Annotated in this window: 17 protein-coding genes; 8 read left to right on the plus strand and 9 right to left on the minus strand. The window is 61.4% G+C overall.

Going from position 1 to position 20,001, the window contains the following annotated elements; genetic code table 11:
- The first annotated feature begins 153 nt into the window (after positions 1-153).
- Both C6558_RS10995 and C6558_RS11000 read left to right on the plus strand, forming a co-directional pair.
- Positions 154-1,086, plus strand: a complete 933-nt coding sequence (locus tag C6558_RS10995; RefSeq protein WP_107027270.1) for a VOC family protein — start codon at positions 154-156, stop codon at positions 1,084-1,086.
- Between the two features lie 74 nt (positions 1,087-1,160).
- Positions 1,161-1,763 carry an alpha/beta hydrolase gene (locus tag C6558_RS11000; protein WP_107027238.1) on the plus strand — a complete coding sequence of 201 codons (603 nt, stop codon included), beginning with the start codon at positions 1,161-1,163 and terminating at the stop codon, positions 1,761-1,763.
- Between the two features lie 3 nt (positions 1,764-1,766).
- On the opposite strand, the gene C6558_RS11005 is transcribed toward C6558_RS11000, so the two are convergent.
- From C6558_RS11005 to C6558_RS11040, 8 genes are all read right to left on the minus strand, one after another.
- Positions 1,767-2,879 (minus strand): ABC transporter permease, encoded by a 1,113-nt coding sequence (locus tag C6558_RS11005; RefSeq protein WP_107027239.1) that lies wholly within the window; start codon positions 2,877-2,879, stop codon positions 1,767-1,769.
- 1 nt (position 2,880) lies between these two features.
- Entirely contained in the window at positions 2,881-4,035 is a 1,155-nt protein-coding gene (locus C6558_RS11010; RefSeq protein ID WP_107027240.1) for an ABC transporter permease, read from the minus strand.
- A complete protein-coding gene (locus C6558_RS11015; RefSeq protein ID WP_107027241.1) occupies positions 4,032-5,768 on the minus strand; it encodes an ATP-binding cassette domain-containing protein in 1,737 nt (578 codons plus the stop codon). The genes C6558_RS11010 and C6558_RS11015 overlap by 4 nt, the downstream gene beginning before the upstream one ends.
- Positions 5,765-6,775 carry a secretion protein HlyD gene (gene hlyD / locus C6558_RS11020; protein ID WP_025428700.1) on the minus strand — a complete coding sequence of 337 codons (1,011 nt, stop codon included), beginning with the start codon at positions 6,773-6,775 and terminating at the stop codon, positions 5,765-5,767. Before hlyD ends, C6558_RS11015 begins: the two co-directional genes overlap by 4 nt.
- Positions 6,772-7,473 (minus strand): CerR family C-terminal domain-containing protein, encoded by a 702-nt coding sequence (locus tag C6558_RS11025; RefSeq protein WP_107027242.1) that lies wholly within the window; start codon positions 7,471-7,473, stop codon positions 6,772-6,774. Before C6558_RS11025 ends, hlyD begins: the two co-directional genes overlap by 4 nt.
- A gap of 141 nt (positions 7,474-7,614) precedes the next feature.
- Positions 7,615-8,778 carry an HPP family protein gene (locus tag C6558_RS11030; protein WP_107027243.1) on the minus strand — a complete coding sequence of 388 codons (1,164 nt, stop codon included), beginning with the start codon at positions 8,776-8,778 and terminating at the stop codon, positions 7,615-7,617.
- Between the two features lie 160 nt (positions 8,779-8,938).
- Complete coding sequence (locus tag C6558_RS11035) at positions 8,939-10,303, minus strand: HAMP domain-containing sensor histidine kinase (protein ID WP_107027244.1); 1,365 nt, start codon at positions 10,301-10,303, stop codon at positions 8,939-8,941.
- Positions 10,300-10,974 carry a response regulator transcription factor gene (locus tag C6558_RS11040; protein WP_025428704.1) on the minus strand — a complete coding sequence of 225 codons (675 nt, stop codon included), beginning with the start codon at positions 10,972-10,974 and terminating at the stop codon, positions 10,300-10,302. Before C6558_RS11040 ends, C6558_RS11035 begins: the two co-directional genes overlap by 4 nt.
- A 281-nt stretch (positions 10,975-11,255) precedes the next feature.
- On the opposite strand from C6558_RS11040, the gene C6558_RS11045 reads away from it, so the two are divergent.
- The 4 genes from C6558_RS11045 (at position 11,256) to C6558_RS11060 (ending at position 15,208) form a co-directional block, all read left to right on the plus strand.
- On the plus strand, positions 11,256-12,983 hold the full coding sequence (locus C6558_RS11045) for a phosphoethanolamine transferase (RefSeq protein ID WP_371412253.1): 1,728 nt from the start codon (positions 11,256-11,258) through the stop codon (positions 12,981-12,983).
- 182 nt (positions 12,984-13,165) lie between these two features.
- On the plus strand, positions 13,166-13,543 hold the full coding sequence (locus tag C6558_RS11050; RefSeq protein WP_107027245.1) for a hypothetical protein: 378 nt from the start codon (positions 13,166-13,168) through the stop codon (positions 13,541-13,543).
- 197 nt (positions 13,544-13,740) lie between these two features.
- Complete coding sequence (locus C6558_RS11055) at positions 13,741-14,409, plus strand: metallophosphoesterase family protein (protein ID WP_025428707.1); 669 nt, start codon at positions 13,741-13,743, stop codon at positions 14,407-14,409.
- 124 nt (positions 14,410-14,533) lie between these two features.
- The gene (locus tag C6558_RS11060; RefSeq protein WP_057211217.1) at positions 14,534-15,208 is read left to right on the plus strand and encodes an HAD family hydrolase; all 675 of its coding nucleotides are present in this window, start codon (positions 14,534-14,536) and stop codon (positions 15,206-15,208) included.
- Positions 15,209-15,408: 200 nt separating this feature from the next.
- On the opposite strand, the gene C6558_RS11065 is transcribed toward C6558_RS11060, so the two are convergent.
- Positions 15,409-16,998 carry an ABC transporter substrate-binding protein gene (locus C6558_RS11065; RefSeq protein ID WP_057211215.1) on the minus strand — a complete coding sequence of 530 codons (1,590 nt, stop codon included), beginning with the start codon at positions 16,996-16,998 and terminating at the stop codon, positions 15,409-15,411.
- A gap of 748 nt (positions 16,999-17,746) precedes the next feature.
- Here C6558_RS11065 and C6558_RS11075 point away from each other — a divergent pair.
- Together C6558_RS11075 and C6558_RS11080 are read left to right on the plus strand one after the other, a co-directional pair.
- Complete coding sequence (locus C6558_RS11075; protein WP_057211213.1) at positions 17,747-18,775, plus strand: amino acid ABC transporter substrate-binding protein; 1,029 nt, start codon at positions 17,747-17,749, stop codon at positions 18,773-18,775.
- A gap of 74 nt (positions 18,776-18,849) precedes the next feature.
- Positions 18,850-19,998, plus strand: a complete 1,149-nt coding sequence (locus C6558_RS11080) for an amino acid ABC transporter permease (RefSeq protein WP_057211210.1) — start codon at positions 18,850-18,852, stop codon at positions 19,996-19,998.
- Positions 19,999-20,001 lie beyond the last annotated feature (3 nt).

A 20,001-nucleotide genomic window follows, 5' to 3' on the forward strand; every position in this document is an offset into this window, starting at 1 on the left:
GTCTGCTCGTCATTCGTTCAACGATTTTCTCCAGTCGTCAACGGTATGTTGACAATGCGTTTGGTCGCGGCCGTCTTTCGCAACGATCCGGATGGGCGCATCTATGCGTCACGACAAAGCCCGGTCTTGGCGGGCGGAGAAAGGATCACGGCAATGCTCAATCAGATCAAGGGCCTGCATCACGTTACATCGATGGCGGACGACGCCTTCACCAACAATCAGTTCTTCACGAAGACACTGGGCATGCGCCGCGTCAAGAAGACGGTGAACTTCGATTCCCCTGATGTCTATCATCTCTATTATGGCGATGAAGCCGGCACGCCCGGCACGGTGATGACCTATTTTCCTTTCCCGCAGATGCCGCGCGGACGTGCCGGCACGGGCGAAGTCGGGACCACCGTCTTTTCCGTTCCCGAGGGCGCACTCGGCTTCTGGCGCGAGCGGCTGTCGAGCCTCGGCGTCAGCGGGCTCAAGGATGAAGAGACCTTCGGTGAAAAGCGTTTGAACTTTGCAGGCCCTGATGGCGACGGCTTTGCGCTGGTCGAAGTGCGCGACGATCCGCGGGCGCCTTGGACGGATGGCGGCGTTTCGCAGGACCATGCAATCCACGGCTTCCATTCGGCCGCAATGCGGCTGCGCGACGAAGGGGCGACAGCGGAACTTCTGAAGTTCATGGGCTACGAGGAACTGGACCGTAAGGACGGCGTCACCCGCCTGATTATGCCTGATGGCAACGGCGCGGGTCTGATTGACCTTGAGACCATGCCGAACCTCAACCGTGCCGCTCAGGGTGCGGGTTCCGTTCATCACATCGCCTTTGCCGTCGACAATCGCGAAAAGCAGCTCGAAGTCCGCAAGGCGCTGATGGACACCGGCTACCAGGTCACCCCGGTGATCGACCGCGATTACTTCTGGGCCATCTACTTCCGCACGCCGGGCGGGGTCTTGTTCGAGATCGCCACCAACGAGCCGGGCTTCAACCGTGATGAGGATCTGGCCCATCTCGGCGAGGCGCTGAAGCTGCCGCAACAGCACAAGCACCTGCGCCCAGTTCTCGAAAACCATCTGCAGAAGCTGGAAGCCTAAATCTATTGGCTGAAGCGCACGGCGGCGGGCGACGCCGCCGATGCCACATCCGGCAAGCAACAAGGAGACTTTCCATGGCAGATCACGGCTACGTCCATAAACTGAAGGCCGGCGAGCCGGGCAATCCGATATTCTTCGTCTTCCACGGCACGGGCGGCGACGAAAACCAGTTCTTCACCTTCGGAACCCAGCTGATGCCGGAAGCGACGATCATTTCGCCGCGTGGCGACGTGTCGGAGCATGGCGCTGCCCGCTTCTTCAAGCGGACAGGCGAGGGCGTCTACGACATGGCGGACCTATCCCGTGCAACCAAAAAGATGGACGAATTCGTCAGGACCCTCGCAGGCGAACACCAGGCATCCGAGGTCATTGGGCTCGGCTATTCGAACGGGGCGAACATTCTTGCCAACGTGCTGATCGAGAACGGCCTATTCGACAAGGCTATCCTGATGCATCCGCTAATCCCGTTCCGCCCCAGAGACAATGCAGCGCTCGCGGGGCGTCAAGTTCTGATCACGGCCGGGGAGCGCGATCCGATTTGCCCGGCGCCTCAGACGCAGGCATTGGCGGACTATTTCAAGGCGCAGGGCACAGCCACCGAGATCGAATGGCATGCCGGTGGGCACGACATCCGCCAGAATGAAATCTCTGCGATCGAGCGTTTCATCAAGGGTTGATATTCATTCCAGCCGGCGGCGGAACAGCCATGAAGCGGCCGAGAGCGTGACAAGGGCGATGACGCAGAGCGGAATCGTCTGACGCACGACCTCGGCCAGCGGAATGTCCTTCAGGAACACGCCCTTCACGATCACCAGGAAATAGCGCAACGGATTGACAAGCGTGACCGGCTGCAGCCAGGCGGGCATATTTTCGATCGGTGTGGCGAAGCCCGAGAGCAACATCGCCGGCACCATGAACAGGAAGGCGCCGAGGATCGCCTGCTGCTGCGTCATCGACAATGCGGAAATGAACAGGCCGAGGCCGACAACGGCGGCGAGATAGAACACTGCGCTGCCGTAGAGCAGGAACAGCGAGCCGCGCAGCGGCACGCCGAAGATGAAGACGGCGGCGAGAATATAGACCGTGATGTGCAACAGCCCGATCATCATCGGCGGGATCAGCTTGCCGATCAGGATCTCATGGGTGCGCAACGGCGACACCATCAACTGGTCGAAGGTGCCAAGCTCCCGTTCGCGCGCGATCGAGAGCGCAGTGACGATCAGCCCGATTAACAGCGCGATGCTGGCAACGAGATTGGGCACCATGAACCATTGATAGGTGAGGTTGGGGTTGAACCAGTTCCGCGCCACGACCGTGATCGCCTCGGACGACACGCGCTTGCCGGCCGGCGTATCGGCGGCGAGCGTGCCGACGATGCGTCCGAGATAGCCGGAGACGATCTGGGACGCATTCGACCGACGCCCGTCGAGAATAATCTGGACCTTGGCGGGCTGGCCAGCTTCTATGTCGCGCGAGAAGGTTGGGCCGATCTCCAGGGCGGCAATAGTGCGTTGCCTGTCGATGGCGTCGCGAACTTCATGCTGATCATCGGTGAACGCGATGCTTCGAAACGTCGGGGAGCCGTCGATCCGTTCGACCAGTTCTTGTCCCCAATGGCCGTTGTCGCGATTGAGAACCATGACGTCGACATTGGTCACCTCAAGCGTAGCCGCATAGGAAAACACCAGAAGCTGCACGATCGGCGGTCCGATCAGGATTGCGCGGCCCTTGGGGTCGCGCAGCACTGCCAGCAGTTCCTTGACGATCAACGCCTTGAGCCGGGTCCACCACATGTCAACCAATCCTCTTGCGGGTGCTTCGGGCCGCGAGCGCGAAAAACACGCAGCCGATCAGCAGCATGACGGCGATCGCCTGCAGGAACATCGGCCAGATGTCGCCTGCCAGAAACACCGTCTGCAGGCTCGGTATGAGATAACGGGCCGGCACGATGAAGGTGATCCATTGGATGACAGTCGGCATGGAGTTGATCTCGAACAGGAATCCGGACAGCAGAAAGGCCGGCAGGAAGGCCGAGATCAGCGCAAGCTGCGAGGCCAGGAACTGGTTCTTGGTGGCCGCGGAAATCAGCAGGCCTTGGCCGAGCGCCGGCATCAGGAACGTCGCCGAAAGCGCGTACAGGGCTGCAACGGAGCCCCGAAACGGTACGCCGAAGAGAAAGACGGCCAGGAGCACGCAAAGCGTCATCGACGCCAGCCCGAGCAGGAAATAGGGCAACAGCTTGCCGGCGAGCAGCTCCGCTGCCGATACGGGCGTTGCCATCATCGCCTCCATCGTGCCGCGCTCCCACTCGCGCGCGACGACCAGCGAGGTCAAAAGCGTGCCGACGAGGGTCATAACGATGGCGATCGAGCCGGGCACGAGGAAGTTCCGGCTCGTCAGCTCCGGGTTGAACCAGAACCGTTGCTCCGCGGAGATTGCCGGCGGCCGGCCGGCATCCTCCTCGAGCCGTTGGCGCTCCCAGTTGGCGACTGTAGCCTGGGCATAGTTCTGCACGAAGTTGGCGGTGTTCGGATCCGAGCCATCGACGAGAACCTGTAATGCCGGGTGTCGTCCGGCGGCATGATCGGCAGCAAAGCGGGCAGGGATGATGACGATCCCACGGATACGCCCGAGCACGAGATCGTCTTCGAAATCGCGACGGTCACGGCCGAGACTGACAGAGAAGTAGCGCGATGCCTGAAAGCCTGCGGCGAGATCGCGCGTCAGAGGCATCTCCTGCTCCACCACCAGGCCGATGCGCGTTTGCGTGGTATCGAGTGAGACGCCATAGCCGAACAGGAACAGGAGGATCAGCGGCAGGACGAAGGCGATGAGGATGCTGCTCGGATCGCGGACGATCTGGTAGCTCTCCTTGCGCACAAGTGCTGCAAAGCGGCGTCCGCGTCCGCGTCCGGTCGTCGGCGTTTCGATTTGTGCCGAGGTATTCATGCCGCGGCCTGTTTTTCTTCAGACCCCTGCACCAGGGCGATAAAGGCGTCTTCCATCGTCGGGTCGGGGTTGGCCGCATCGGCCACCTGCTTCTTCAGGTCGTCCGGCGAGCCGAGCGCGATCGAGCGCCCGCGATAGATGAGCGAGATCCGATCACAATACTCTGCCTCGTCCATGAAGTGGGTGGTGACCAGCACCGTCACGCCCTTTTCGACGAGGCCATTAATGTGGGTCCAGAACTCGCGACGGGTGATTGGATCGACGCCCGAGGTAGGCTCGTCAAGGAACAGCGCTTCCGGTTCGTGCAAAACGGCGCAGGCAAGGGCAAGGCGTTGCTTGAGGCCGAGCGGCAGGTCCTTGGCGGACATGTCGAGCAGATTGCCGAAACCGAAAATCTCGACCATCAATCGCGTCCGCTCCCGCTTGCGCTCGCCGGACAGGCCATAGACACCGGCAAAGAAATTCAGGTTCTGCGCGACGCTGAGATCGCCGTAGAGCGAGAATTTTTGAGCCATGTAGCCAAGGCGGTTGCGCGCTTCGGCGGCGTCGCGGCGCAGGTCGAAGCCGGCGACGCGTCCTTCGCCGGCGCTCGGCTTCAACAGTCCACAGAGCATCTTGAACGTCGTCGATTTTCCGGCGCCATTGGGCCCGAGAAGTCCAAAAATCTGGCCACGTGGAATCTCGAAGGTGATGTCGTCGGCAGCGGTGAAATCGCCAAAGCGCTTTGTCAGGCCATGGGCCTCGATCACTGGCCTGCCGTTCTCGTTCCTAAACGGCGTCTGCGCCTCGGCCAGTTTCGAGCGGCCGCCCGGACCGCCGCCGAGCATGTCGATGAATGCATCTTCGAAACGCGGCGGCGTCACCGTCGCTTGCGGCGCGGCGTCATTCTTCTCTGGCGATGCCGATGGCGGGGCTACCCCTGGTGCCATGACAAGGCGGATGGCTTCCCCCTGGATGACACCGTCGACGACGCCGTCTTCGTCGAGATATCGCGCAAGCGCCTCGCGGCGGCGTCCCGTGATGCCGGAAATCTTGAAGACACGATCGGCGACGCCCCCCGTCAACTCGGCGGGCGCGCCGGCAAAAAGCAGCTTGCCCTCGTTCAGCAGCAACACCCCGTCGCAGGCCTCCGCCTCGTCGAGATAGGCCGTGGACCAGACAACGCCGATGCCGGAGGCCGTCAGGTTTTCGACCATCTTCCAGAGGTCACGTCGGGAAATCGGGTCAACGCCGACGCCCGGCTCATCGAGCAGCAGCAGGCGTGGTTTGCGGAGCAACGCGCAGGCAAGCCCGAGCTTCTGCTTCATGCCACCGGAAAGCTTGCCCGCCAAGCGCGACGTAAAGCGCTTGAGGTCGGTGAATTCGAGCAACTCGTCGTATGTCGCAGTGCGTTCGGCGAGCGGAAGGCCGCGCAGGTCCGCATAGAGATCGAGGTTTTCCTGCACGCTCAGATCTTCATAAAGGCCGAAGCGCTGCGGCATATAGCCTATGGACGCCTGAATGCTGGCGGGATCCTTCGCGGTGTCGAAGCCCAGCACGTCCACCGTGCCCTCGTCGGGCAGCATCAGGCCGGTCATCAACCGGATCAGGGTGGTTTTTCCCGCACCGTCGGGGCCGACCAGGCCGGTGATGCGACCGCCGAGAATTTCCCCGTCGATATGATCGAGCGCGGGCGCGCGCTCGCCAAAGCGCTTTACCACGCCGGAGATCCGAACGAAGGGTTCGTCGGTCATGGCACGCGCCCTTCAGCCGGTGGCAGACGTACGGTGACGGGCATCCCCTGGCGCAGATCCTCTCCCGGTTTGGTTACCACGATACGCAGGCGGTAGACGAGATCGGTGCGCAGTTCCGGCGTTTCGACCGACTTCGGCGTGAATTCGGCAACCGGAGAAATAAAGCCTACCGTTGCCTCATAGGGCCGGTCCGGGGCCGTATCCGAGACGATCTCGACTTTCATGCCGGGATGCACACGGCCAAGGTCGGGTTCGGCGACGTAGGCGCGAACCCAGACGGGCTCATTCAGCGAAAGCACATAGGCGGTATCTGCTGGCGCAATCATCGCGCCGGGCTCGCGTACACGGGAAAGCACGATGCCGTCGCTTGGCGCCAGCAACTGCGTATCGGAAAGCGAAGTGCGCGCGCTGGCAAGCTTGGCTTCGGCAGCCTGCACCTGTGCGGTGGCAGCCGCGATGTCTTCGACCCGACTTCCTTCCTCAAGCAGTGCAAGTGCTTCGCGGGCGGAGGTGGCGCGAGCGGCCGCCGCGGCGCGAGCGGCGCTTGCTTCGTCGAGATTCGCTTGCGAAATCGTGCCATTCGGCCGCAATTGTCGGGCGCGCTTATAGGCGAGCTCGGCATTCTGGAGATCGGCGAGACGCTCCTCGTGGGCGGCGCGCGCCTGAGCGATCTCTGTCTTGCGTGCACCGGCTTTCAGCTTTTCAAGATTGGCGCGCAGCGCACCGAGGTCCGCCTCGGCCGCGTCGACCGCCTGTTGAAAAGGCGTGGCGTCGAGGCTGCCGAGGATATCGCCCGTCTTGACTGGATCTCCTTCGTCGACAGCAAGCTTGTCGATGCGCCCGCTCACGCGAAAGCCGAGAGACACCTGCCTGATATCGACATTGCCGTAAAGCACTGAGGCCGAGCGCTGTTCGGTCCATCCAAGCCGCAAGGGTAGCTCGAACCACCAGCCGGCAGCGACTGCTCCGGCGAGGAGGACGACCGGGATGAGTACTTTCCGGTTCATGGGCGGCGCTCCCCATTCTCTCCGAGCGCTTCGACGAGGCCGGCGGCATGGCGCTGCAGCATCTCCAGTTCGGCGGGGCCGACGGCCTCCCACCGCATCTGCCGTAGCAGTGCGGCATGCGCCATGCGGAAGACGAGGATGCTGCCGACGAAAGACAGCGTCTTCAGCCGGACCTGCTCCGATGCCGGGTCCTCACCAAGGATCGCGCCGACCAGTCGGCCGGCAATGCCGATCATCGGCCCCATGATGTTTTCGTAAACCCGTGCGAAGGCTTCCGTCGGCTCCATCTGCTCGCGGATGATGAACCGGGCCCAGCTCTCGGACTGCCGGCTGACGAACAGGCCGACCATGCGCTGGGCCATCTGCGTCAGCAAGGCGCGTGCCTCCGTTGGGCTCATGGCGCCACCTTCCGCATCAAGCCGTGCAAGGCGTTCCAGGATCACGGTTCGCAGATCGGCGACATGTCCGCCGATGATCGCCGCCAGATGCTCGGCTGCGGCGATGTAGAGGCCTTCCTTACCGCCGAAGTAGTAGGGGATCGCCTGCAGGTTGACGCCGGCCGCATCTGCGAGTTTTCGAGTACTTGCCCCGTCAAAGCCATAGCGTCCAAAGACGTCGATCGAGGTCGAAAGCAGCTTCTCTTTGGTGAGGTCGCCGCGATCGGGTTTTGGTGTGGGCTGGGAGTTTTTGTTTTTCATCACGTGCGCACATTGCGGCATTCGAGTGATTAAGTCAATCGAATGAATTTGCATAAAAGCAAGCCGACGGATCGCGCGCCATTTTTCTAGAAGATGGCTTGGCAGTGTCGCCCTCGAAAGGCCCAACGCTAAAGTGCGAGACTACGCGACGTCGCGCTCGTCATTTTCCAGCCTTCGCTGGAAAAGGGCGGCGATCAGATCGGATTGCGTGATGATGCCGACCAATCGGTTGTCGGCGTCGACAACAGGCATGTGGTGCAGGCCCATGTCAGCCATCGGCGGGACGAGCTTGGCGATCATCGTTTCCGGCAGTGCCGATTGGACGCGACGCGTCATGATCTCGGAAACCAGCCGTGGTGGCTTCGGGCCGAATCCGATGACGTTGCCGAGGCGCTGCCCGAGGCCGCCGTGCTGTGCCAGCATCGTATGCTTGATGAAGTCGGTCTGGGTGACGATGCCGACGAGGCCTTCTTTTTCCGTGACCACCGGCAGGGCCTTGATGTCGTGCTCGAGCAATGTCTGCCAGGCTTTGCGCAGTGAGGTTTCCGGCGTCGCCGTCGCCACGTCGCGTGACATGACTTCGCCGCAGGTGATTTCGCCCGAGCGCCGATTGAACGCGCGGATCTGCGCCTGATGAATGAGCGCATCGAGTTCGTCCGGGCTGATATCGACAACTTCGCCATATTGCGCCAGCACCGCCTGCAAATCTTCCGGCACGATGCCGAGACGCTGCATCGGCGGCGGGTCATCGGTGCGGTGCGTATTGCCGGCGGGCGCTAGGTGCGGATAACGGCGGCCGGTGGCGTTGTTGAACAACAGCGCGACGACGAGGATGAGCGCGGAATTGATCGCGACCGGCGACAGCACGAACCAGTAGCCGGCCTCATGTATCGATGTGCCGCCAAGCACGGCGGTGAGGGCGACCGCGCCGCTCGGCGGATGAAGGCAGCCGAGCAACAGCATGATGGCGATCGCAAGTCCAACGGCAACGGCCGCCGCGACCACCGGTTCCGGAATGAGAAGTGCGCAGGTGACGCCGATCAGCGACGACACGATGTTGCCGCCGAGGATGGACCAGGGCTGCGCCAACGGACTGGACGGCGCGGCGAACAGCAGGACCGCGGAAGCGCCCATCGGCGCGATCAGCAGGGGCAGATTGGCATCGGCACCAAGTGCCAGAGTGCTGACGAGGCCGGTCAGGAGAATGCCGACAAGCGCGCCAAGCGACGCGCGCAGCCGCTCCATATGGCTGACGGGGACGAGCGATGGGATGAAACGCTTGAGATAGGCACTGGCCTTCGACATGGCAACTCGCGGGCGGCAGAATGACTAATTGCCCAGCCCAATAGCACATGACGGAGAATTGGGCAGGAAATCCACATCCAAAAAAACGCGATGGATTAAAATATATGCACGGCGCCTGCGTCGGAAGCATCGCGGGCCTCGGCCTCCCGCGTATCGGTCGTCAGGTCTGCGACCCATCCGATCGGGCGGCAGAGAAGTCGATGGTAATCTTCGTGCCTTGATCCGATGCGGTCTCGAAGGCGATCGGGGCGTCATGCAGCTCACTGATGCGCTGGACGATTTTCAGGCCGAGGCCGAGCTGTCCCGTACGCTTGATATAGCCGAGATCTTCGTGATGTTCCGGAAGATCGACGAGCCCCTTGCCGTTGTCCTCGACGCTGACGATCGCGCCAGGGCCGCAGGTCAGCACAATGCGGGTGCCCGTTGGATTATGCTTGACCGCATTCTCGATCAGGTTGCGCAGCATGTTTTCGACGAGCGCCGGGATAACCGTGACCGCAGGCGTTCCTTCGTCGACGAATTCCAGCGATTTGTCGTGGTCAAAGACAAAGGGCGCGATCGCCTCTGCGAGGCTCGCACCGATCTGCGAGAGGCTGGCCGATTGATAGGCCGAAGGGTCGACGGCATCGGCCCGGGCGAGCGAGGTCAGCTGCTCGAGAATATGCGTGAGGGCATCGAGGTCACGTTCGGCATTGCGGGCGCGAGGGTCGTTGATGTGGCTGAGTTCCATTTTTGCGATCGAAACGGGGGTGCGGATCTCGTGCGCTATGGAGGAGGAGAACAGTTTCTGGGATTGGACCAGGTCGGCGACCCGCGCCAGCATGCGGTTGACGGCACTGATCAGGCGAGCGATCTCCTCGGGCATGCGGGTGAGTGGCAGCCGAGCACCGCTATCGCGGGGATCCAACCGATCTGCCGCCGCAGCCGCCATGGCCACCGGTTTCAATGCGCTGCGGATCGACCAGATCGTCGCGCCGATGACGAGGCAGAACATCAACGTCATCGGCACGATCATGGAATCGAACATTTCGTGCAGCAGTGCGCCGTACATGAAGCCGTTCGGGTCCCTCAGGATCGCCAGTTCGACCAGGACAGTCGCCCCGGCACGCTCGAAGGTTTGTCCGCCGGCGACGCTGAACGGTTTGCCTGGTTGAATTTCGCGTTTCCAAAAATTCGGCGCGTCGATGCTCATTGGAAGAAAATGCTCGGCGCATTCCGTCGTGCAGTTTGAATAGAGCGGCGTACCCGTCTCCGTTCGGACCCTGAGGAAGATCGAGCCATCGCGATCATGGCGGTCGATATAGCGTTCCCTCAGTTCGCGATCCGGTTCGAAACTTACAACGCCGTCGCGGACGTGGATGGCACGCGAAAGAGCCTCCGTCTCCTGTTGCAGCATGAGAACGCTGAGCTTGTCGTCGTCGAACCAGTAATCTGCAAAGACGACGCCGATCTGGATTGCCATGGCGAGCAGCGAGAACGCCACGATGCGGCGGGCAACGATGCCGATCAGCGACGAGTGCTTCATAAGGCCCGCCTGAGCAGATAGCCGATCCCGCGTACGGTCTCGATCTGGATGCCGGTCTCGTAGACCTGCAGCCGTTTGCGCACCCTGGAAACGGCCAACTCCAGCGCATTGGGGCTAATCTCCTGGCCATATTCCGAAAGTGCGGTTTCCAGCCTGCGCTTCGGAACGACCCGGCCGACCTCGCGCATCAGGATTTCGATCAGCGAGCGTTCGCGCGGCGGCAGCGGTACTACAATGCCATCACATGTCAGGTCCGCGGTCGCAGGGTCGTAGCGTAGGGCGCCTGCCTCGAGAACCGGCTGCACCGCTTGCGGATTGCGCCGCAACATCGCGCGGCAACGCGACAAGAGCTCCCGGTGATGAAAGGGCTTGACCAGATAGTCGTCGGCGCCGGCATCCAGTCCGGCAATGCGCTCATCGACCGATCCTCGCGCCGTGATGATCAAGACGGGCAGCCCCGGATACTCCTGGCGAACGCGGCGCAGCAGTGTCAGGCCATCGCCATCCGGCAGGCCGAGGTCAAGCAGAATCAGGTCGTGTTCCTGAGCCGCGATTGCCGCTTCAGCGTCCGAAACGCTCGAAACGGCGTCGAGCCGCCAGCCCGCATCGCGCATGGTCTCTCCGACCAGTTCTACCAGTCGCGGACTGTCTTCAACCAGGAGCAGGCGCATCGAGTCGTCTCGGCATGACCATTCTTCGTTCGACCATATGGGCTTTCTCAAGGGCTGCCAACTCCCCCGCGCACGCCAACCAAAGCGGGTGTCGCAGAGGCAATGAGCAATCTTGACGGGGTTTCGACAGCTTATGGGGCGTATCTCGACAGAGCAGAGGCAGGCTGCAGTCGAACCGGCGAGCCCGCATGACGTGGCCTTCGCCTCTACTGGATGCCCGCGACAGCATCGGCCGTAAAGCAAAATCGGCCCGGCAGTCGCAGCAGGAGAAGACTGTTTTGATGGTCACGAAAATCCGCCGGCCAGAGCTCGGCAGCATTGCGCTCAGTGCGATCGTCAGCGTTTATTTGCTCGCTATCACCAATAATTCCTTCTGGACGCATGCCGCGGTCTATTTCGATCATTCACGGCTGTCGCTTCTGTCCTTTGGGACCGCACTGGCGCTTACGACCTTCGCGGGTATGATGCTGGCGTCGGCCAAGTACATCATGAAGCCGGTGTTGATCTTTCTCATAGTCGCTTCCGCGGCGGCTGCCTATTTCATCGATTACTTCGGTGTAATCATCGACAAGGACATGATCGGCAACGCTGCCGTGACGACGCAGGCCGAGGCGAGCCATCTGTTGACCGGCAGCTTGGTGCTGCATCTGTTTCTCTATGCTGTCGTTCCTTCACTGTTCGTGGTCTGGGTCAAGGTACGCCACCAGCGGGTCCTGCCCAAGACAGCAACCACTCTTGCCATTGTCATTCCCTGCCTGCTCGTCAGCGGCGGGCTGATCTATTCGGATTTTGCAAGCGTTGCCTATGTCATTCGCGAGCACAAGGATCTGATGAAGCGCTTCAATCCCACCGGGCCGGTTTCCGCTGCGTTAAAATACGCATCCTCGACCTATAAGGAGCGCAATATTGCCGTTCAGCCGCTAGGCACTGACGCCCGGCAGGGTGCGCGTGTCGCCGCGGCGGGCAAGCCGGTTGTCGTGGTCGTCGTTGCCGGTGAAACCGCCAGGGCGATGAACTTCTCGCTCAACGGTTATGACAGGGATACCAATCCGGAGCTCAAATCTCTCGGCGTGATCAACTATACCGACACGACGAGCTGCGGCACGGCAACGGCGATCTCGCTTCCCTGCATGTTCTCGGTCTATCCGCGCAACGAGTATACGGAGTGGAAGGCCCGCTCGACCGAAAACCTCGTGAACGTTCTGACCCGCGCTGGCGTTTCTGTGTCCTGGTGGGACAATAATACCGGCAGCAAGGGCATTGCCGACCTCATCAGCTTCGCCAGCATGACGAACCAGAAGAACAGCCCGCTGTGCAACAATGGCGAATGCCTTGACGAGATTTTCCTCGGCGAACTGGACAAGAAGCTGACGGCGACCAAGTCGAACAGCGTTATCGTGCTGCACCAGCTCGGCAGCCACGGCCCGTCCTACTATCTGCGTTATCCGGAAAAGTTCCGGAAGTTCAAACCGGATTGCCGCACAGCTGAGCTGATGAAATGCTCAGTCGAAGAAATCACCAACGCCTACGACAATAGCATCCTCTACACGGACCATGTGCTGGCAAGCGTTGCCCGCCTCTTGGAGAAGCATCAGAACGACATCTCTGGCGCGATGATCTACATGTCCGACCACGGCGAATCCCTTGGCGAGAACGGTATCTATCTGCACGGCGCGCCCTATGCGATCGCGCCGCGCGAGCAGACTCAGGTTCCCTTCGTCACATGGTTCTCGAAACCGTATCAGGCGGCAATGGGCGTCGACACAAGCTGCCTTGCCAAGGAGACGGATCAGCCGAAATCGCACGATAACCTGTTTCACACCGTGCTTGGCATGATGGATGTCGAGACGAAGGTCTACAATCGCGAGCTTGATGCCTTCGCCAACTGCACCCGGCAGGATCCGCCCGGCAAATCGAACGGTTCCGCCTTCCAGGCCGCCGATACGGCAAAAGACCTGCCGGCGCCGATTGTCCCGGCAACGATCATGCCGGGTGCGAAGGCGCTCTAAACGATCGGTCCGACCGCGGATCCGGTACAAATCTGATCGACCGGTGGAACAAAGCAACCATCTGCGCACTTCCCTGAATGGCCACTCGTTTGCGCCACAGTGCGGCAATGCAAACGAAGGGTGGCAAAGACGCCAGCGCCAATCGGCGCCGGCGATCCATGCTTTTGCAGAGGGAGAGACTGATGCAGGTCGTCGGAATACAGGTTTCCGCTGAACGCGCCGGCAAGGCCGGCTTCACGGTCGAGTTCGTTGGCGCCGAGGGCGAGGTCGTCACGGTGACATGTCCGCAGGATGCGGAAGGATCGCTGAACAGGTTGAATGCGGTGACGAGGGCAAAGGACATTCTGTCCGCCGCGCTCGGAGCCGATGAAAAATTGCAGGATACGCCAGATCCGCGCGCAAGTGCCGCCGCGCTGCGCCCGATCCCCAATGCGCGGACTGCACATGACCGTAAAACCATGGAAGAACAACTCGACGAAGGTCTCGAAGATACCTTCCCGGCAAGCGATCCGGTCTCCATTGCCAGCTCGGCGATTGCCAAGGGAAACTCCCGCCGTTAATCAGTGGGTTCTCAGTGGTTCAAATCGAGCCCAAGATGGCGCACCATCCTTGACCGGCGCCTTGGCTGGTTTTTCGGCTTGATCATCGCTGGCCTTGCCGTGTTTCTGCCATCCATGCAGTCTATCGGCGCTCGCATCCAAGCGCCGAACATCCGTTGCGGCGTCAACCCTTTCGTCGAGTACCGGAGGACTGGCGCATGAGCGCGCAGCATCTGACCTTTGCCGTCGGCGATATCCACGGCTGTCTGACCGAGCTTCAAGCGCTCCTGAGGCAGATCGAAACTTATGCGCCCGAGGGCAGGGTGATCTTTCTTGGTGACCTGATCGACCGCGGCCCGGATAGCCGAGGCGTGATTGAATTGATCATGGCAGGGCCGCAGAAGCAGGGCTGGTCCTGGCTGACGCTCAAGGGCAATCACGAGGAAATGCTGCTCGGCGCCCGCAGCGGCGAGAGCGATGTCGACTGGTGGCTGCTTAACGGCGGCAAAGAGACACTGGCATCCTACGATCACACTATTCCCGCAGCGCATTTGAAGTGGCTGATGCAGCTTCCCTCCATTATCGTCGAACCGTTTCGCATCTTCGTCCATGCGGGCGTCGATGAAACCATGCCGCTGGAGCGCCAGGGCGAGGAAATCTTCCTGTGGATCAGGCGGCCCGACAATCACTCCGGCGATTATTGGGGAAAACACCTTTGCCATGGCCACACGCCGAGCCGCTCCAATCCACGCACCGTCGGCAACCGGACCAATGTGGATTCGGCTGCCGTGTTTGGCGGCAGTCTGTCCTGCGCGATTTTTGACGATGACGTTCCGGGTGGCCCGATCGGTTTTCTGAGCACCGGGCGTGGCGCTGACCATTCGTAACTTGCCGTTGCCGAAGATGATCACGGGGACACCGAATTGCGTTGTGCCCCTGATCTCCAGGCTGTACGTGTGCCGGGACTGGGCGGGCTTTCTCGCTCATCATCGCAGCTTCAGGGGATCACCGTTGGATACCGCGCCTTCATCTCTCTTTGCCAAGAACTTCGCCGCTCTCCTGTTCGATATGGATGGCACGCTGCTCAACTCCATGGCCGTTGTCGAACGCGTCTGGGGCGCCTGGGCTGTCCGCAACGGGCTCGACCCCGTCGAAATGATGAAAACGGTACATGGCGTTCGCGCCGTGGATACGATCCGCACGCTCGAACTGCCGGGCGTTGATCCGGAGCATGAGGCGCACGAACTCGCGCTCGCCGAAATCGCCGACGTCGAAGGCATCATCGAGATCGAGGGCGCTGTCGCCTTCCTCAATTCACTGCCGCCGGAGAAGTGGGCGATCGTCACATCGGCGCCGCTCGACCTTGCCGTTCGTCGCCTCGCGGCCGCAGGTATTCCCACGCCGAAGCTGATGATCACCGGCGAAGACGTGTCGGTCGGCAAGCCCCATCCCGAGGGCTATCTTTTGGCCGCCGAAAAACTTGGCGTGCGGCCGGAAGACTGCATCGTTTTCGAAGACGCTCCGGCCGGAATTCTCGCGGGCAAGGCCGCCGGCGCCGAAGTCATCGTGATCACCGGCGCGCACTCTGCCGCGGCAGACACGCCGCACCTGACGCTCGCCCGCTACAATGATATCGAGGCAGGCATTGCCGATGACGGCCTGCTGTCGCTGCGCCACCGTCGCTAGAGCGTTTCCGATTTAGACGGAACCGGACAAACGCTCTATCTGTTTGTTTTTACGCATTTCCTGACGGAAAGCGGCATCGCACTTTTCCTGGAAATGCGCTGAGCGCTGCCCTTGAAAGACGCGGGCCGCCATGGCGGTGCCTGCTCGCGACGTTGATGAAAGCCGGAGAGCCTGATCAGGGCCTCCGGCCGTCTCTTGGTTCAGGCCGTGACCCAGCACTTCGTCAAGGCATGGCCGCCCATCAGTTCGCCGTTCGGATCGTCGACCCACCCGCCGACCTTGTCGTTGGTGGCGTCGATATAGTTGTTGAACATCGGCACGATGACGCCGCCTTCGTCGCGCAGCATCATTGCGGCCTGGCGATAGATCGCCTTGCGCTTGGCCTCGTCGAGTTCGCCGCGGGCGGCGAAGATCAACTTGTCGAAGTCATCGCGCTGGAAACGCGTGTCGTTCCATTCGGCCTTCGACAGATAGGCAATCGAATAGACCTGATCCTGCGTCGGTCGGCCGGTCCAATAGGACATGCTGAAAGGCTGCTTGTTCCAGACATCCGACCAGTAGCCGTCGCCCGGTTCGCGCTTCAGGTCGATGGTGATGCCGCATTTGGCAGCGCTCATCTGGAAAAGCTGGGCGGCATCGACGGCGCCGGGGAAGGCGACGTCGGACGTGCGCAGCAGCACGGAGCCGTCGTGGCCGGATTTCTTGTAGTGGAACTTCGCCTTGTCAGGGTCGAAGACACGCTGCTCGATGTCGTTGTCGAAGAGCGGATAGCCATTGATCATCGGCGTATCGTTGCCGACGGTGCCATAACCGCCGAGAACCTTTGCCACCATCTCCTCGCGGTCGACGGCATATTTCAACGCCAGCCGCAGGTCGTTGTTGTCGAACGGCGCGGTGTTGCAATGGGCAATGAACACGTAATGCCCCTTGCCCGGCACATTTCGGATGACCACGCCGGGAAGGCGCTTGATCAGTTCGACAAGCTTCGGCTCGATGCGGTTGATCATATGCATCTGGCCGCTTTGCAGCGCCGCGGTGCGCGCGGTCGAATCGTTGATGACGACGATTTCGATCTGGTCGGCATGACCGCGTTCGGCCGATCCCCAATAGCCTTCGTGGCGCTCAGCGACGTGTTTTACGCCCGCCTCGTTCACGACAACCTTGTAAGGACCGGTGCCAATGCCGGCGGTCGGATCGTCCTTGCCGCCGTTCGGCTGGATCATCAGGTGGTAGTCGCTGACGATATAGGGCATGTCCGCATTGGGCTGCCGCAAGGTGATCACGACATTGTCGCCGTCAGCCTTGATCGTCTCGAACTCCTGCACAAAGGGCAGGGCCGCCGATTTCGAGTCTGCATCGCCGTGGCGCTCGAGCGTTGCCACCACGTCAGCCGGCGTCAAAGGCTTGCCATTGTGGAAGGTGACGTCCTTGCGGATCTTGAAGCTCCAGGTTTTTGCGTCGCTGGAGGCCTCGTAGGACTCGGCCAGGCGGTACTCGATCTCGCCGGTCGGTGCGACTTCCAGCAGTTGCTCGCCCCAGCAGCGACCGAGCGTGTATGGCACCTGGCTCGCCCATGTCGCAGGGTCGAGGCTGTTGGTCGATTCGCCGCCGACCAGGCCCGCCCGCAGCGTCCCGCCCTTGACTGGCCCCGCCGCACGGGCGGCACTGCCAAGCAATGTCTGCGCAGACGCGATCGTCACCCCGAGCGCCGCTGCCCTCCCCAAAAATTCCCGTCGTGACAGGCGGCCCGCTGCAACCTGTCGGCTCATGTATTCCAGTTCTGTTGGCATCGCTTACTCCCTCCCTCGCAAGACGCGCCCGGCATACCGGCAACGTTGCAGGATAGTGTGGGAGAAGAGACGTCTGAGATTCTCACCCGACGACAGTTCATGCCGCAGATGATGAACACAACGTCGTATTCGGCTCTGCCTTAATCCTTAAGTCCATCCGTCGCAGACGCGCGAAGCGGGCTAAGATCAACAAGCAGCGTGAGACCACCTCACGCACGAACCGTGTCTGCGCCGGGGTCCCGTCAGTTCGGCAAGCAGGATGTGATATTCGCCGGCAAGGCGGATGGAGAGCGGCCGCGGTCGGAGACACACGCACTCCTGTCGGCACTGAGATCGACGAAACCTTCGGCATTCAGGCGCACGAATGCACCGCGAACGCTGGTGCGACTGACCTTGAAATGATCGGCGATCGTGTCTTCGGATTGCTTGGTGCAGGGCTTCAGCGCGTGCTCCAGGACGGCCTGCGCAACAACCGATAGACGGACTCGCTGCGACTTGATCTCTCAGACAACGCTGTCCCCCCAAGCAAGCCGGGCGGGTCTGCAATACATGCCCCATAACCTCGATAGTGTCTCCAAACTATACGCGTCAATATTGTATACAATAATGTTGCCATTCGTATCCGGCTATCGTATGCAATTGGTGACACGGCGGGTTGATCCGCTGTGTGCCTAGGCGGGAGGAGGCATGCGACGTGGATCGCATGACCCGCAGAGGCGGAGATTGTCGAAGTCAACGGGAGGGGAAAATGAAGAAAAGAATTCTGCAACTTTGCGCCACCGCAGCAGGCATCGTGGTCGGCCTCACGGCGTTCACCGCCAGCGCCGCCACCACGCTTGAGACAGTCAAGGCGCGCGGCAAGCTGATCTGCGGTGTCTCGATGAGCACGCCCGGGTTTGCGACGGCTGACGCCAAGGGCCACATGCAGGGTTTCGATGTGGACGTGTGCCGTGCCGTTGCGTCGGCTGTTTTCGGCGACCCGGAAAAAGTCGATTTCGTTCTGACGAACATCAACACCCGGTTCCAGGCTCTGCAGTCAGGCGAAATCGACATGCTGTCGCGCCAGACCACCCATACCTTCTCGCGCGAAGTCTCGCTCGGTCTCGATTTCGGCCCGACGGTATTCTATGACGGCCAGGGGTTGATGGTGCCGAAGTCGCTCGGTGTCAACAGCGCCAAGGAGCTGACGGACGCAGCGATCTGCACACTGCCCGGCACGACGACGGCCCAGAACCTCAGCGATTTCTTCCGCACGATCGGCGGCAAGTTCGAACTGGTTGTTTTCGAAAGCCCGGATGAAAACCGCAACGCCTTCTTCTCGGGCCGTTGCGAGGCGATCTCGTCCGACCGGTCTGACCTGGCGTCGATCCGTGCGGTTGCCAACAATCCGGACGACTATGTCGTCCTTCCCGAGACCATCTCCAAGGAGCCGCTCGCTCCGTCGGTCCGGCAGAACGATTCCAACTGGCGCGATATCGTTTCCTGGTCCGTCTGGATGCTGATGGCGGCCGAAGAGCGCGGCATCACCCAGGCCAATGTCGACGAAATGACGAAGAGCGAGGATCCGGAAATCCAGCGCATGCTCGGTGTCAACGAAGAGCTCGGCAAGATGCTCAACCTCGACAACAAGTGGGGCTACAACATCGTCAAGGGCGTCGGCAATTACGGCGAAGTGTTCGAGCGCAACCTCGGCACCAAGACCGCGCTTGGCCTGACCCGTGGGCCGAACACCCGTTGGAGCGAGGGCGGTCTGCTCTACGCACCGCCGTTCCGTTGATATTCGTCGGCCCGCGCCCTGGCGCGGGCCTTTTTCGTCTTCGACGTTCCCCTTTGCCCGGCAGACGTGTCGCCATGTCCCTGTTTTATGACGCGCGCATCCGCGCCTTCCTCTATCAAACGATCGCGATCGGCGCTGTTGTCTTCGTCGCCTGGGCGATGTTCAGCACCGCGAGCGCCAACCTTGCCAAGCAGGATATTGCCACCGGCTTCGGCTTCCTGGCGCGTCAGGCAGGTTTCGTCATCACCGAGACTGCGATCGCCTACGAGCCGACCGACACATTCGGCCGTGCCATCCTTGTCGGCATCGCCAATACCGTGAAGGTTTCGGCACTCGCCGTCTTCTTCGGTACGATCCTCGGTGTGCTCGTCGGCATCGGCAGGCTGTCGCACAATCCGGTCCTGTCGCGCCTGATGCTTGCCTATGTCGAAGCGCTGCGCAATGTGCCGCTGCTCCTCTATCTGCTGCTCTGGTATTCGCTGATCATCTCCGTTTTCCCGCCGGTAAAGCAGGCGATCGAGATGCTGCCGGGCGTGTTCCTGTCAAATAGCGGTCTGGTCATGCCGGCCATGCGATGGGCGAGCGGCTTTGAATCGCTCCTCATCGCCCTGTTCGTCGGCGCCGCTGCCGCTGTTGCGATCGAGCGCGTCCTTGCGCGTCGTCGGATTGCCACGGGCAAGGAGATGCCCGTTGCCACCATAGCGGCGCTTGCCTTCCTGCTGCCGCTGGCGGCAACACTGCTGTTCGCCGACATCTCGGTCTCGATGGATGTCCCCGAACTCGGCCGGTTCCGCCTGACCGGCGGCTATCACGTGCGCCCGGAATTCGTGGCACTGCTGATCGGCCTGACGTTGAGCGCTTCGGCAAATGTCGCCGAGATCGTGCGCGCCGGCATTCAAGCCGTCAGCAAGGGACAATGGGAGGCCGCGACGGCCCTCGGCCTGCCGCGCTCGCGCACGCTGAAACTCGTCATCCTGCCGCAGGCGCTGCGTATTATCGTGCCGCCGTTGACCAACACCTATCTCACGGTCTTCAAGAACAGCTCGCTCGCGATTGCCATCGGCTATCCGGATCTGGTGATGGTTTCCAACACCATCATGAACCAGACCGGCCAGGCCATCGAAGCCATTGCCATCTTCATGGCCGTCTATCTCGGCCTGTCCATCCTGATCTCGCTGGTGATGAACTGGTACAACGCGCGCGTTGCGCTGAGGGAGCGCTGAGCC

It is taken from the genome of Ensifer sp. NM-2 (genome assembly GCF_003024455.1).
Lineage (GTDB): Bacteria > Pseudomonadota > Alphaproteobacteria > Rhizobiales > Rhizobiaceae > Ensifer > Ensifer canadensis.

What these genes read in the sequence shown, in the direction of transcription:
- C6558_RS10995 (WP_107027270.1), top strand. Translation starts at nt 154, where the DNA reads ATGCTCAATCAGATCAAGGGCCTGCATCACGTTACATCGATGGCGGAC.
- C6558_RS11000 (WP_107027238.1), top strand. Translation starts at nt 1,161, where the DNA reads ATGGCAGATCACGGCTACGTCCATAAACTGAAGGCCGGCGAGCCGGGC.
- C6558_RS11005 (WP_107027239.1), bottom strand. Translation starts at nt 2,879, where the DNA reads ATGTGGTGGACCCGGCTCAAGGCGTTGATCGTCAAGGAACTGCTGGCA.
- C6558_RS11010 (WP_107027240.1), bottom strand. Translation starts at nt 4,035, where the DNA reads ATGAATACCTCGGCACAAATCGAAACGCCGACGACCGGACGCGGACGC.
- C6558_RS11015 (WP_107027241.1), bottom strand. Translation starts at nt 5,768, where the DNA reads ATGACCGACGAACCCTTCGTTCGGATCTCCGGCGTGGTAAAGCGCTTT.
- hlyD (WP_025428700.1), bottom strand. Translation starts at nt 6,775, where the DNA reads ATGAACCGGAAAGTACTCATCCCGGTCGTCCTCCTCGCCGGAGCAGTC.
- C6558_RS11025 (WP_107027242.1), bottom strand. Translation starts at nt 7,473, where the DNA reads ATGAAAAACAAAAACTCCCAGCCCACACCAAAACCCGATCGCGGCGAC.
- C6558_RS11030 (WP_107027243.1), bottom strand. Translation starts at nt 8,778, where the DNA reads ATGTCGAAGGCCAGTGCCTATCTCAAGCGTTTCATCCCATCGCTCGTC.
- C6558_RS11035 (WP_107027244.1), bottom strand. Translation starts at nt 10,303, where the DNA reads ATGAAGCACTCGTCGCTGATCGGCATCGTTGCCCGCCGCATCGTGGCG.
- C6558_RS11040 (WP_025428704.1), bottom strand. Translation starts at nt 10,974, where the DNA reads ATGCGCCTGCTCCTGGTTGAAGACAGTCCGCGACTGGTAGAACTGGTC.
- C6558_RS11045 (WP_371412253.1), top strand. Translation starts at nt 11,256, where the DNA reads ATGGTCACGAAAATCCGCCGGCCAGAGCTCGGCAGCATTGCGCTCAGT.
- C6558_RS11050 (WP_107027245.1), top strand. Translation starts at nt 13,166, where the DNA reads ATGCAGGTCGTCGGAATACAGGTTTCCGCTGAACGCGCCGGCAAGGCC.
- C6558_RS11055 (WP_025428707.1), top strand. Translation starts at nt 13,741, where the DNA reads ATGAGCGCGCAGCATCTGACCTTTGCCGTCGGCGATATCCACGGCTGT.
- C6558_RS11065 (WP_057211215.1), bottom strand. Translation starts at nt 16,998, where the DNA reads ATGCCAACAGAACTGGAATACATGAGCCGACAGGTTGCAGCGGGCCGC.
- C6558_RS11075 (WP_057211213.1), top strand. Translation starts at nt 17,747, where the DNA reads ATGAAGAAAAGAATTCTGCAACTTTGCGCCACCGCAGCAGGCATCGTG.
- C6558_RS11080 (WP_057211210.1), top strand. Translation starts at nt 18,850, where the DNA reads ATGTCCCTGTTTTATGACGCGCGCATCCGCGCCTTCCTCTATCAAACG.